This is a genomic window from Metabacillus sp. SLBN-84 (assembly GCF_053629595.1).
In genome coordinates this window covers 3,962,953-3,975,674 of the sequence record NZ_JBRJIP010000001.1, presented here as the reverse complement: position 1 = coordinate 3,975,674, position 12,722 = coordinate 3,962,953, and the positions used below count along the sequence as shown (strand labels likewise).

The 12,722-nt window shown below is 45.0% G+C and carries 8 protein-coding genes and 1 pseudogene; 7 read left to right on the top strand and 2 right to left on the bottom strand.

Going from position 1 to position 12,722, the window contains the following annotated elements:
- Nucleotides 1-117: 117 nt before the first annotated feature.
- Nucleotides 118-1,092 (bottom strand): DUF3231 family protein, encoded by a 975-nt coding sequence (locus RKD52_RS20040; protein WP_454101093.1) that lies wholly within the window; start codon nucleotides 1,090-1,092, stop codon nucleotides 118-120.
- 167 nt (nucleotides 1,093-1,259) lie between these two features.
- Between RKD52_RS20040 and RKD52_RS20035 the strand changes: the two genes are divergently transcribed.
- The 4 genes and pseudogenes from RKD52_RS20035 to RKD52_RS20020 all read left to right on the top strand — a co-directional run bounded on the left by RKD52_RS20035 (nucleotide 1,260) and on the right by RKD52_RS20020 (nucleotide 7,476).
- Entirely contained in the window at nucleotides 1,260-1,946 is a 687-nt protein-coding gene (locus tag RKD52_RS20035) for a heptaprenylglyceryl phosphate synthase (protein WP_454101092.1), read from the top strand.
- A 108-nt stretch (nucleotides 1,947-2,054) separates the two neighbouring features.
- Nucleotides 2,055-4,226: a DNA helicase PcrA gene (gene pcrA / locus RKD52_RS20030; RefSeq protein ID WP_454101280.1), complete on the top strand. Its 2,172-nt coding sequence runs from the start codon at nucleotides 2,055-2,057 to the stop codon at nucleotides 4,224-4,226.
- 20 nt (nucleotides 4,227-4,246) lie between these two features.
- Nucleotides 4,247-6,257 (top strand): annotated as a pseudogene (gene ligA / locus RKD52_RS20025) (NAD-dependent DNA ligase LigA).
- A gap of 40 nt (nucleotides 6,258-6,297) precedes the next feature.
- Nucleotides 6,298-7,476 (top strand): CamS family sex pheromone protein, encoded by a 1,179-nt coding sequence (locus tag RKD52_RS20020; RefSeq protein ID WP_454101091.1) that lies wholly within the window; start codon nucleotides 6,298-6,300, stop codon nucleotides 7,474-7,476.
- A 553-nt stretch (nucleotides 7,477-8,029) separates the two neighbouring features.
- Here RKD52_RS20020 and putP read toward each other — a convergent pair.
- Nucleotides 8,030-9,511, bottom strand: a complete 1,482-nt coding sequence (putP, locus tag RKD52_RS20015; RefSeq protein WP_454101090.1) for a sodium/proline symporter PutP — start codon at nucleotides 9,509-9,511, stop codon at nucleotides 8,030-8,032.
- Nucleotides 9,512-9,862: 351 nt separating this feature from the next.
- Between putP and RKD52_RS20010 the strand changes: the two genes are divergently transcribed.
- From RKD52_RS20010 to RKD52_RS20000, 3 genes are all read left to right on the top strand, one after another.
- Entirely contained in the window at nucleotides 9,863-10,237 is a 375-nt protein-coding gene (locus tag RKD52_RS20010) for an Hsp20/alpha crystallin family protein (RefSeq protein WP_454101089.1), read from the top strand.
- A 258-nt stretch (nucleotides 10,238-10,495) separates the two neighbouring features.
- On the top strand, nucleotides 10,496-11,767 hold the full coding sequence (locus RKD52_RS20005) for an ABC transporter substrate-binding protein (RefSeq protein ID WP_454101088.1): 1,272 nt from the start codon (nucleotides 10,496-10,498) through the stop codon (nucleotides 11,765-11,767).
- A 70-nt stretch (nucleotides 11,768-11,837) separates the two neighbouring features.
- Entirely contained in the window at nucleotides 11,838-12,689 is an 852-nt protein-coding gene (locus RKD52_RS20000; protein ID WP_369735337.1) for a carbohydrate ABC transporter permease, read from the top strand.
- Nucleotides 12,690-12,722: the final 33 nt, after the last annotated feature.

Genomic DNA, 12,722 nt, shown 5'->3' with positions numbered 1-12,722 from the left:
CCATTATAAAAAAAAACTGTCGACAAGTCCCCCTAAAAGGGGGATTTGTCGACAGTCTGAAGGCTGAACTTGTTCAGCCTTTTTATTTTGGATTACTTCATATGAAGTTTATTCTAATTACTTAGGCGGCTCTTCAAACCATCCATTTTCAATCATCAGCTTAATTCCTTCATTTGCATAAAAGTAAATATCCTTTCCAATCAAAGCTGTTTTCAGCGAAATGTCGCTGCGCAGACTGAAAATGGTCCCGAAACTGCTGCCGACGAGGCCGAATCCGTTCAGCAGGTAAACGCAGAACATCATCAGTTTTTCCGAAAACGGCGCAACGGCAGAGGAGGTCACGGTGCCGCCTGCTCCTGCTGAGAACTGCACATTGCTCTCCAGAAGCAGTTTTTCGAAGGTTTCAATTTGTTTTTTTGCAAGCTTTCTTCCTTTTAAAAAGTAGTCCTTAATCTCTGGAGTTGCTGAGCACTGCGCAAATCCTGTAACCAGAAGCATGCCGATATTGTTCGTTTCGATGCCGTGATGAAGATTTCCGATTTCAATGTCGTTCAGTGCGCGGCTGTCTTTGAAAAACGGAAAGCCGTCAAGATACGATTCATCTTTAATAAACTCAGCCGTTTTTGGCTTTTCCACCAAAGGCGGGAGGGTTAAAATCCCATTCTCCAAAAGATAATGTGTGGAAAGCTTGTAAACTTTTTGTGTAATTGTCGTAAGTCCTTCATAAATAGACATTACGTCATCGCGGTACGCCATGTTCATATTAAGGGTGTACATCCCCATGCTGACTTCTTTTAAAATGCGGAGAAACATAATGTCAAATCCGTTATCAAATAGCTTTGGGGCCTGCAGGTTTACATCTGTCGCCGTAAATCCCCGTGGAATTGCCACACCTTCCTGCTCAAAAATATCTTTCATTTTGATAACGTAAATACTCAGCTCCTGCCAGAGGCCGCCCATAATATTTTTGGCCTGCTGGTCATCTGATTTTTCCATGAAGTATTCCAATATGCGCAAAATCATTGTTTTTTCCTGGTATGTAAGCCACAGCGTCCCTATTTCGGACGAACTGAGCGGATAATTATTCTTCAAGTTCCATCCCTCCATAGAATTAGTTTCTTCATTGGAAGACAGAATTATGAACATATGAGGCAAAACGTAATCAGATTGTCAAAACCTTCATAGCACCTGTGCGTTTTTTGCAGGGCATTAATTTGATATAATGTTTGAATGGAACCTGATTGTTAGGAGGAACGGCTATGTATGATGTGAGCGAGTGGAAGCATGTATTCAAACTCGATCCCGATAAAGAAATAAGCGACGAGGCACTCGAGAGAATATGTGAGTCAGGAACAGACGCCATCATTGTCGGGGGAAGCGACAATGTGACGATGGATAATGTGTTAAACTTAATGTCCCGAATTAGAAGATACCTTGTGCCGTGTGTGCTAGAAGTATCAGAGATTGAGTCGATCATGCCCGGATTTGATTTGTATTTCATTCCGTCTGTCATGAACAGCAGAGATGCAAAGTGGGTTATGGGGCTGCATCATGAGGCGGTTAAAGAATATGGAGATCTTATGAACTGGGATGAGCTCCTCGTGGAAGGGTATTGCATTCTGAACGGGGACTGCAAAGCAGCCAGACTCACAGATGCAAGAACTGAATTGACTGCTGATGATGTGGTCTCATATGCCAGACTGGCTGAAAACATGTTTCACATGCCGATTTTCTATCTGGAGTACAGCGGAACTTATGGCGATGTGAATGTTGTGGAAGCGGCAGGCAAAGTGCTTTCTGAAACAAAGCTGTTTTACGGAGGCGGTATAAAGACGCCTGAACAGGCAGCTGAAATGGCCGAGCATGCCGATACAGTTGTTGTCGGCAACATTATTTATGAGAACCTGGAAGCTGCAATGAAAACGGTAAAAGCAGTAAAACCATAATTGCATAACACGCAGGTGTTGAGATAAAATAAGAACATATGTTTGATATAAGGTGGTGTCCGGAACGTGCAATTTTTAACAGATCAATTATTAAATGGCTTGAATGACATGCAAAAGGAAGCGGTCAAGGCAACGGATGGACCGCTCTTAATCATGGCAGGCGCAGGGAGCGGAAAGACAAGCGTTCTCACAAGAAGAATCGCGTACCTGATGGTTGAAAAGGGAGTCGCTCCGTGGAATATCCTTGCGATTACTTTTACAAATAAAGCGGCAAGGGAAATGAAGGAGCGCATCGGAAAGCTGCTTGGACCCGGAGCAGATGATATCTGGATTTCTACCTTCCACTCGATGTGTGTAAGAATTTTAAGGCGTGACATCGACCGGATCGGCATCAGCAGAAACTTCTCGATTCTGGATACGACAGATCAGCTGTCCGTTATTAAGCAGATCTTGAAAGACCGGAATATTGACCCGAAGAAATTTGATCCCCGCAGCCTTCTTGGAAGCATCAGCAGTGCGAAGAATGAACTGATCACTCCCGAGGAATTTGAAAAAACAGCAGGCGGCATGTATGAGCAGGTTGCAAGCGATGTATACAAGGACTATCAGAAAAAACTGCTGAAAAACCAGTCGCTTGATTTTGATGACTTGATTATGACAACGATTCAGCTGTTTCAGCGTGTGCCTGAAGTACTTGAATTTTACCAGCGCAAATTTCAGTATATTCACGTGGATGAGTACCAGGATACGAACAGAGCGCAATATCTTCTCGTTAAAATGCTTGCATCGCGCTTTCAGAATCTGTGCGTAGTCGGAGACTCTGACCAGTCGATTTACCGCTGGCGCGGAGCAGATATTGCGAATATCCTCTCTTTTGAAAAAGATTATCCGTCTGCCAGTGTGATTCTGCTTGAGCAGAACTACCGCTCGACACAGCGCATTCTTGAAGCGGCAAACGGCGTGATCAAAAACAACATGAACCGCAAGGCGAAAAATCTCTGGACAGAAAACGATGAAGGACAGAAAATCAGCTACTACCGCGCGGACAGCGAGTCGGCGGAAGGACAGTTTGTGGCGGGCAAAATCAATCAGCTTGTCTCCACTCAGGGAAGAAAGCTTTCAGACTTTGCGATTCTTTACAGAACGAACGCCCAGTCCCGTGTCATCGAGGAAATTCTGCTGAAGTCGAACATCAATTACACGATTGTCGGCGGCATCAAGTTCTATGACAGAAAAGAGATTAAAGATATCCTAGCTTACATGAGACTGATTGCCAACCCGGACGATGACATCAGTCTGGCACGCGTCATAAACGTGCCGAAACGCGGTGTTGGAGCGACTTCCGTTGACCGGATTGCCCAGTATGCAGCAGACAATGATCTGTCCCTCTTCGGGGCGATTGAACAGATTGAGTTTGCCGGCGTCAGTGCACGTGTAGTAAGTGCCATGGTTGATTTCCGTGAACTGATCCGGAACATGGCCAATATGCAGGACTACCTGTCTGTCACGGAGCTTGCAGAAGAAGTGATTGAGAAAACAGGCTACCGCGAGATGCTGAAAACGGAGAAAACGATCGAAGCGCAAAGCCGCCTTGAGAATATCGACGAGTTCCTGTCTGTTACGCAGAACTTTGAAAAGAACAGTGAGGATAAGAGCCTTGTTGCCTTCCTGACCGATCTTGCTTTAGTGGCGGATATTGATAAATTAGATGATGATGAGGAAGCCTCTAAAGAAGCGGTCGTGTTAATGACCCTTCATTCTGCCAAGGGCCTTGAGTTCCCGGTTGTCTTTCTGATGGGCGTTGAAGAAGGCGTCTTCCCTCACAGCCGTTCTCTTATGGAAGAAGCGGAAATGGAAGAGGAGCGCCGCCTTGCCTATGTAGGCATTACCCGTGCAGAAAAAGAGCTGTTTATTACAAATGCGAAAATGAGGACTCTCTTCGGCCGGACGAGCATGAACCCCGAATCAAGATTTATATCTGAAATTCCGTCTGCACTGATTGAAAATCTGAATGAAGTGAAAAAGAGCCCTTCGCCATTTGGTGCAAAAGCACGGCCTGAACGGAGACCTGCCGTTACAAGACCGATTGCAGCCTCTACAGGCGGAGATGAAATCGCCTGGAGCGTCGGCAGCAAGGCAGAACATAAAAAATGGGGCATCGGCACCGTTGTCAGCGTAAAAGGCGAAGGAGAGGGCAAGGAGCTTGATATTGCATTCCCAAGCCCTGTCGGCATCAAACGCCTGCTTGCTAAATTTGCTCCTATTAAAAAAGTACAGTAGTGAAAGGATTGGACCAAGGGATGGATATGAATACAGCCAAACAGCGTGCAGAAACCCTGCATGACTTATTAAACAAGTACAACTATGAATATCACGTGCTGGATAAACCGACTGTTCCGGATTCTGAATACGATCAGCTTTTGCATGAGCTGATTGACATTGAAGAACGTTTCCCTGAACTCAAGACTCCGGATTCCCCGACTCAGCGGGTTGGCGGCGAGATTCTTGAAGGCTTTAAAAAGGTTCAGCATCAGACACCTATGCTCAGTCTCGGAAATGCGTTCAATGAGCAGGATCTCCGCGATTTTGACCGCCGTGTGAGGCAGGCAGTCGGTGATGATGTTCACTATATGGTTGAGCTTAAAATTGACGGTCTGGCTGTTTCCCTTACTTATGAAAATGGAGCATTCGTGCGCGGTGCAACACGGGGGGACGGTACGACCGGCGAAGATATTACCGAAAACCTGAAAACCCATCCGGTCCATTCCGCTGAAGCTTAAGAAAAACCTTTCCATCGAGGTGCGCGGCGAAGCCTATATGCCGAAATCCTCTTTTGAAAAATTAAACGAAGTGAAAATACAGCTCGAGGAAGAGCCGTTTGCCAACCCGCGAAATGCCGCGGCAGGCTCTCTCCGCCAGCTGGATCCTAAAATTGCAGCGAAACGAAATCTGAATATTTTCGTCTATAGTATTGCAGACCTCGGGGAAGAAACAGGCGCCAAAACCCAGAGTGCTGGCCTTGATGCGCTTGAAGAACTTGGTTTTAAGACCAATACCGAACGCCGGAGATGCGAATCAATTGATGAAGTCATCGAGCTGATTGCAGCCCATCAGGAAAAACGGACAAGTCTGCCGTATGAGATCGACGGGATTGTCATAAAAGTGGACTCCATTGAACAGCAGAAAGCTCTCGGATTTACGGCAAAAAGCCCGCGCTGGGCGATTGCGTACAAGTTTCCTGCCGAGGAAGTCATGACAAAGCTGCTTGATATTGAACTCAATGTGGGACGAACGGGCGTGGTGACGCCGACTGCGATTCTTGAGCCGGTCCGTGTTGCCGGCACGACAGTCAAACGTGCATCCCTGCACAATGAAGACCTGATCCGTGAAAAAGACATTCGCCTTGGCGACTATGTCATTGTGAAAAAAGCGGGGGACATTATTCCGGAAGTCGTAAACGTCCTGCCTGAGCACAGAACTGGGGACGAAACGGAATTTACTATGCCGACCCACTGTCCTGAGTGCGAAAGTGAGCTAGTGCGGATTGAAGGGGAGGTCGCACTCCGCTGCATCAATCCAAAATGTCCGGCTCAAATCCGCGAAGGACTTATTCACTTCGTCTCCCGAAACGCAATGAATATTGACGGTCTTGGAGAACGCGTCATTGCCCAGCTTTTCAAGGAAAACCTGATTGAAGATGTAGCGGATCTTTACCGCCTACAGAGAGAACAGCTTCTGGAGCTTGAGCGGATGGGCGAAAAATCAGCGGACAACCTTCTGCAGGCAATTGAAAACTCCAAAAAGAATTCCCTTGAGAGACTTCTGTTCGGGCTTGGCATCCGCTTTATCGGGGCAAAGGCAGCAAAGACGCTTGCGCAGCATTTTGAGACGATGGACCGGTTGCAATCTGCCTCAAGGGATGAGATTATTGCAGTTGATGAAATCGGGGACAAAATGGCGGACGCCGTTGTTACTTATTTTGACCAGGAAGAAATGAATGAACTGATTTCAGAGCTCAAATCCTGCGGCGTGAATATGTCATATCTCGGTCCAAAGCTTGTGAGGCCAGAAGAATCCGACTCGTTCTTTGCCGGAAAAACAGTTGTGCTGACAGGGAAGCTTGAGCAGATGTCCCGCAATGAAGCGAAGGAAAAAATCGAAGCGCTAGGCGGCAAGGCAGCGGGAAGCGTAAGCAAGAAAACAGATTTGGTCATAGCCGGGGAAGATGCAGGCAGCAAGCTTGCAAAAGCGCAGGAGCTGGGCATTGAGATTTGGGATGAAGAGCGTTTAATTGAAGAGCTGAAAAAATAGATTTCTTTTTGAGGAGAAACTAAAAGAGGTGTGTTCCAACTTGAAAAAAGGAATAGTTATACTGCTTGCAGGCTGCCTGATGCTGTCAGCCTGCGCACCGAGCTTTGGTGAAGAGGAGGAGCTTGTACAGGAAACGGAAGATGATTCAACAGAAAAAGCGATCATTCCGAAGTACAACATTTCAGACTCCTACTATAAAATGATCCTGCCTTTTAAAGAGGGCAAAGCTAGAGGTCTTGTTGCAGAGAATATTAACACCCGTCTTGATATTGATGAGTTTGAAACAGGCCTGATGAGAATGGCTCAGGAAGAATTCCCGCCTGATAACCATCTGTATCAGGAAGGACAGTACCTGGATGAGAAAACAGTCCGTTCATGGCTTGGAAGAAAGCTTGAAGGAAAAGAGCTTGAAGATAAGAAAAAAAGTGACAAGAATTTTAAAAATGAAGGACTTAACCCGCCGAAATCATCAGAAGGCGATTATATCCAGCAGAACGAAAAAAGCCCGATTTATTTGGCTCATATGCTTGAGCATAACTACTTGGTCCGAAAAGGCGAAAATACGGTCGAGCTGGGGGGAGTCGTCATCGGACTTGCGATGAACTCAGTTCATTACTACCGTGAAGCCGTAGGAGAGCCTCAGCGTGAGTACAAAATTCCTGACAGCCAGTTAGAGGCAGAAGGCAAGAAAATGGCCGCAGAGGTCATCAAGCGCGTCAGAAGCCAAAAAGGCCTTGAAAGAGTGCCTGTGGTCATTGCCCTTTATAAACAGGCACCAAAATCCTCGATCGTGCCAGGCAGCTTTATTGCAAGCACTGTCGTTGACGGAGGAAGCAGTTCAATCGGAAAATGGGACAGCGTAAATGAAGAATACGTCTTCTTCCCGTCGCCTGAAGGAACGGAAAACTACCGCGAGGATGCCAACTTGTTTGAACGCTTCAAACAGGACATTGACGACTTCTTCCCGAACTACACAGGTGTTATCGGCAAAGCCTTCTACAAAGGCGAAGAGATGCAGGAACTGAAAATTGACATTCCGATGCAGTTTTACGGAAAATCAGAAGTGATCGCATTTACGCAGTTTGCAACAGGTAAAGTCGTGGACTACTTCCCGGACTACGTTTCGGTTGAAGTAAACATTACCTCCACAAGCGGCCAGGAAGCCCTGATCGTCCGCAAGCCGGGCCAGGAAAAACCGACTGTGCATATTTATCAATAAGAGTAAAAGCCATCCTGCGGTATGCGGGGTGGTTTTTTTTATGTATCTGTTGCTTACTAAAAAGTCATTCGAACTCTGTCTAAAGCAGTGATCTCTGGTTAAAAACGATTAGAAAAGGCTGAAAACCATGCTGGGTGCGCCTGGCAGGATAATCTGCATGGCCGAATGGCATGGATTCGTGCCTTACAATCCAAACTGAACGTTCAACAATCCGAACTCTTTCTCTAACAATCCAAAAACACCTTCTAACAATCCAAATCAGCGCTTTAACAATCCAAACGCTTCCAGACTGAGCAGCAGAGGGGTATAAACACTTAAACAAACGTTTAATTAATAGGTGATACTATGCAGCACAATGAACAGCGAACAAAGGCGTTTCTTTTATTGACCGGAATTCTATTTCTCTTCAGCATGCTGACATTCATGATCCCAATACCCGGTCTCCTGAAGGATGCCGTCTTCTTTGCCGGATTTGTCCTTGCCTGCATCATTCATTTCCACTTTAAAAGAAAACAAAAAGAAACCGCCTGAAAACAGGCGGTTTCTGCATACCTTATTTTGTTTCTTCTTCCAGCGTTTCTTCCATTTCCGTAAACACGTTTTGTACGCGTTTTGACGGTCTGCTTGTAATCAAGCTGACAACATAGACAGCGATTAAGCTCAGGAAGAATCCAGGAATCATTTCGTATACCGTTTCTTTCAGTACCGGTACGTTTACCCAGATCAATACGGTTACGGCACCGACGATCATCCCGGCAAGCGCGCCCCATTTGGTCATGCGTTTCCAGTACAGGCTTAAAAGAACGGCCGGTCCAAATGCAGAACCGAATCCGGCCCATGCATATCCGACGAGTGACAGGATTGTGTCACTTGGTTCAAGCGATAGGAGTACACCTACAACGGCTACCAGAAGTACGGCAAGCCTTCCAATCAAGACGAGCTCTTTATCGGATGCATTCTTTTTCAAAAATGTTTTGTAAAAATCTTCAGTCAGAGCACTGGCAGTAACAAGCAGCTGTGACGAAATGGTGCTCATAATGGCTGCAAGAATGGCTGCAAGCAAAAATCCGGTAATAAACGGATGGAAAAGAACCTGAGAAAATTTAATGAAGATGGTTTCAGGATCTGCAAGGCTTGTGCCTGTCTCAGCAATATATGCAATTCCGACGAGGCCTGTAAGCATTGCACCGATGATGGATATAATCATCCAGCCCATTCCGATTCTTCTGGCCGGCTTTAACTCTTTAATGGATGATATGGCCATAAAGCGTACAATAATGTGAGGCTGTCCAAAATAGCCTAAACCCCATGCGAGAAATCCAAGAATTCCAAGCACGGACGTTCCTTTAAAGATGTCCGTATATGTCGGATCAATTTCACGGACCACATCAAACGTAGGACCTACTCCGCCAAGCTCCATGAAAGCCACAACCGGCACAAGGATAAGGGCAAAGAACATGATAAGACCCTGAACAAAGTCTGTCAGGCTTACTGCAAGGAATCCTCCAAACAGGGTATAGACCATGACAACACCTGCTGTAAGCAGCATTCCAAACATGTAATCTGCTTTAAATGCCGATTCAAACAGCAGTCCTCCGGATACCAATCCTGCAGACGTGTAAAGGGTAAAGAAAATAACGATGACAATTGCAGAAACGAATCGTAGCATGCGTGATGTGTCTTTAAAGCGGTTTTCAAAGTAATCCGGTATTGTAATAGAGTCGTTTGCCACCTCTGTATAGGTGCGCAGACGCGGAGCCACAAGGATATAGTTCAGGTATGCGCCGACAGTCAGACCGACTGCTAACCACATACTTGATAATCCAGTAGTATACATGGCACCCGGAAGACCCATCAGCATCCAGCCGCTCATATCAGATGCTCCTGCTGACAATGCTGTCACAGCCGGGCCAAGTCCCCGTCCTCCAAGCATGTAGCCTGATACATCATTTGTAGATTTTTTGAAGGCATAAAATCCAATCAGGAGCATGCCTGCAAAATAAATTCCCAGTGATAAAATTGTTGCTAGTTCCACCAAATCTCTCCTTTGACTTTAGTGATCGTGTAATAAAAAGAACCATAAATTTCTAACCGTTCAGCCCTACGGTTACTTAACCTAACAAACTATTTCCCGCGTTTCAAGGATTTGAAACAGAAACGGCGCGGGTTCAAACCCTTGAGACGTACACAGCTTGTACAGGTAAGCGCTTTCTCTATTTTATTAAAGTAAAACTTTTCAGAAAAATCAAACGAAGTCACTTTCCGTTTCATACACAGCTATTATGTGCATTCCGGCACAAAACAAATCCCATTTTTCATCATAGGCAATTTGCTCTTTTCCTACATATGATAAATAGACAAAACTGAGCGTATGAGAGGGATGAAAATGGAGAATAACCGAAAAGATCCAATGCGCATGATCAATGAATTTTTTGAGGCGCGTCCAAAACGGTCGCTTCTGGGAAATATAGACGAATACTTCAAACAATCATTTTCACCGAAGGGAATTCCGCTTTCAATGGAAGAAAAGGATGATTCGTTTCTAGTAAAAGCCGAGCTTCCGGGAGTTGAGAGGGAAAACATCAAGTTAACAATCGAGGACGGCCATCTGGTCATTACAGTAAAAGGGGAAAAGGATGAAAAGGAATCACTTCAAATGCCGCCGTCTGCCTTAGTAAAAAAGTTAAAGGCAAATTACCGGAATGGTATGCTGAAAGTCGTCATTCCCAAAAAACCGCCCACTGACGTGAAAATTGATTAGGTATTTTACTTCAGTAAAAAATCTTTTAGTATAATTCAATTTTTACTTGCTTGAATGTGTAAAAACGTACTGGAACTAGGCAGAGAAGCAATTTTCTCTGTCATTTTTTTGTTTTTAGAATTATTTAAGTAAAATAAAAGGTAAAAGAACTAAAATTTTTAGTTAAATTTTACTTGAAATGTTCAGTCAATTCATCTAAAATAAGTTTTGTAAACGATTTCATTTTGCGGTCAAAAAAGATGAATTAGGGGGTAAAGCATGAAAAAGGCAATAAGTTTGATCTGTATGGTTCTGATTATCGGCATGCTGTCAGCTTGTTCTGGAGGCAATTCCGAAAAGACAAGCAAAGATGACAACAAATTAACAGCATGGGCATGGAACATCAACGTCCCTGTTCTTGAAGCAGCGGCTGAGCGCTATAAAAAAGAAAACCCGGACTTCGAGCTTGAGATTGTAGAACTTGGGCGCGAAGATGTGTATCAGAAATTAACTACAGGCCTGCAAGCAGGCGGTCAGGGTCTTCCTGATATCGTACTGGTAGAGGACGACCGTATTCAAGGGTATGCAGAAGCGTATCCGAAAGCATTTCTTGATCTGAAAAAATACGGTTTTGAGGAACAAAAAGATAAGTTCCCGACAAGCAAAACCGATCTTCTGACTGTAAACGACAAGGTCGTCGGCTTCCCGTTTGACGGCGGTCCGACAGGTGTCTTCTACAGAACGGATATGTTTGAAGAAGCAGGCGTGAAAGCGGAAGACATTGAGACGTGGGATCAGTTCATTGAAGCAGGTAAAACCATTAAAGAAAAGACAGGCAAAGCAATGCTTGGTCTTGATCTGAACGGTGACGACGGTCTTTACCGGATGATGATGAACCAGCAGGGATCTTTGTACTTTGATGACAAAGGCGAGCTTGTTCTTACATCTGAACAGTCTATGAATGCAGCTAAAGTGATTAAACAGCTTAAAGATGAAGGATTAGTTAAAAATACAGTTGGCTGGGATGCATGGATCAGTGCAATGGTCAGCGGTGAAGTAGCGACTGCTCCATCAGGCGCATGGCTATCCGGCTCGATTACCGGACAAGGCAAAGATACATCAGGCAAGTGGGGCGTGATTCCGCTTCCGGCATTTGAAGAAGGCGGCAACCGTGCATCCAACCTTGGCGGAAGCAACTACGTCATCATGGAAAACACAAACATGAAACAGGAGGCCTATGACTTCCTTGAGTTCTTCTCAACAGACGAAGAAACACAGCTTGAAGCGATGAAGGGCGGACTATTCCCGACTCTGAACACAATCTATGACGAGCAGGTCTTCACTGAAGAGCAGGAGTTCTTTACAAATCAGCCGATCTGGCAGACATTCACACAGCAAATGGACAGCATTCCGTCTGTTAACTATACAGGCAACTACTCTGTTGCAATGGATGAGTCCATTAAAGCACAGTCAGAAGCTGTCAGCGGAAAAGTATCCATTGAGGATGCCTACAAAGCTGCAGAAGACAGACTGAAAAACAGAGTTAAATAATACTTTGAAAATGAAAAAAGAAAGGGCCGAATCTAATTCTGCCCTTTCGTAATTTAAGGTGGGATCTCGCATGAGTCAAACTCGATTATTTCCTTATATGTTTATCGCCCCTGCAGTTATACTCTTTCTCGTTTTTACCGTTTATCCGATCTTTGCTTCACTGTTGCTGAGCTTTCAGACGTTTGAAGCAGGGGAATATATTTTTACCGGCCTTGATAACTACATTACACTTTTTAATGACACGATTTTCAGAAAAGCCCTGATGAACACGTTCATAATCTTCATCGTGCAGGTGCCGATCATGCTGCTTCTTGCACTCATCTTATCGAATGTGCTGAACAGCGGGCTCCTTCGCCTGAAAGGATTTTTCAGAGTATCGTTTTTCCTTCCGGCGGTAACATCTCTTGTTGCGTATTCAATCCTTTTCTCCATCATGCTTCAGGAGGAAGGCATCATTAATACAGTCGTCGGTTTCTTCGGTCTGGAAGCGATTCCATGGCTGTCAGACAGTTTTTGGGCAAAAGCTTCCATCATCCTTGCAATGACATGGAGATGGACAGGATATAACATGGTCATTTTCCTTGCTGCTCTTCAAAACATTCCAAACGATATGTACGAGGCAGCTTCACTCGACGGCGCGGGGAAAATCAGACAGTTTTTCTACATTACAATCCCGCAGCTTAAGCCGGTTATTCTTTTCGCTGCAACCCTATCAACAATCGGAACGCTGCAGCTTTTTGATGAACCGTTCAACTTAACAAAAGGCGGACCGGCCGATTCAACGATGACTCTCGGTCTGTATATTTACCAGAATGGATTTGAGTTCTTCCAGTTCGGCTACGCATCGGCAGTCGCTTATGTTGTTGTTATTTTAGTGGGTATTCTCACATTTATTCAATTCAAATTGGCAGGTGATCGATGATGAATGCTGAAACAACCAACCAGATTCAATCAA

Coding starts and splice junctions, on each gene's coding strand:
- RKD52_RS20005 (WP_454101088.1), top strand. CDS start 10,496: ATGAAAAAGGCAATAAGTTTGATCTGTATGGTTCTGATTATCGGCATG.
- RKD52_RS20010 (WP_454101089.1), top strand. CDS start 9,863: ATGGAGAATAACCGAAAAGATCCAATGCGCATGATCAATGAATTTTTT.
- RKD52_RS20035 (WP_454101092.1), top strand. CDS start 1,260: ATGTATGATGTGAGCGAGTGGAAGCATGTATTCAAACTCGATCCCGAT.
- RKD52_RS20000 (WP_369735337.1), top strand. CDS start 11,838: ATGAGTCAAACTCGATTATTTCCTTATATGTTTATCGCCCCTGCAGTT.
- pcrA (WP_454101280.1), top strand. CDS start 2,055: ATGCAAAAGGAAGCGGTCAAGGCAACGGATGGACCGCTCTTAATCATG.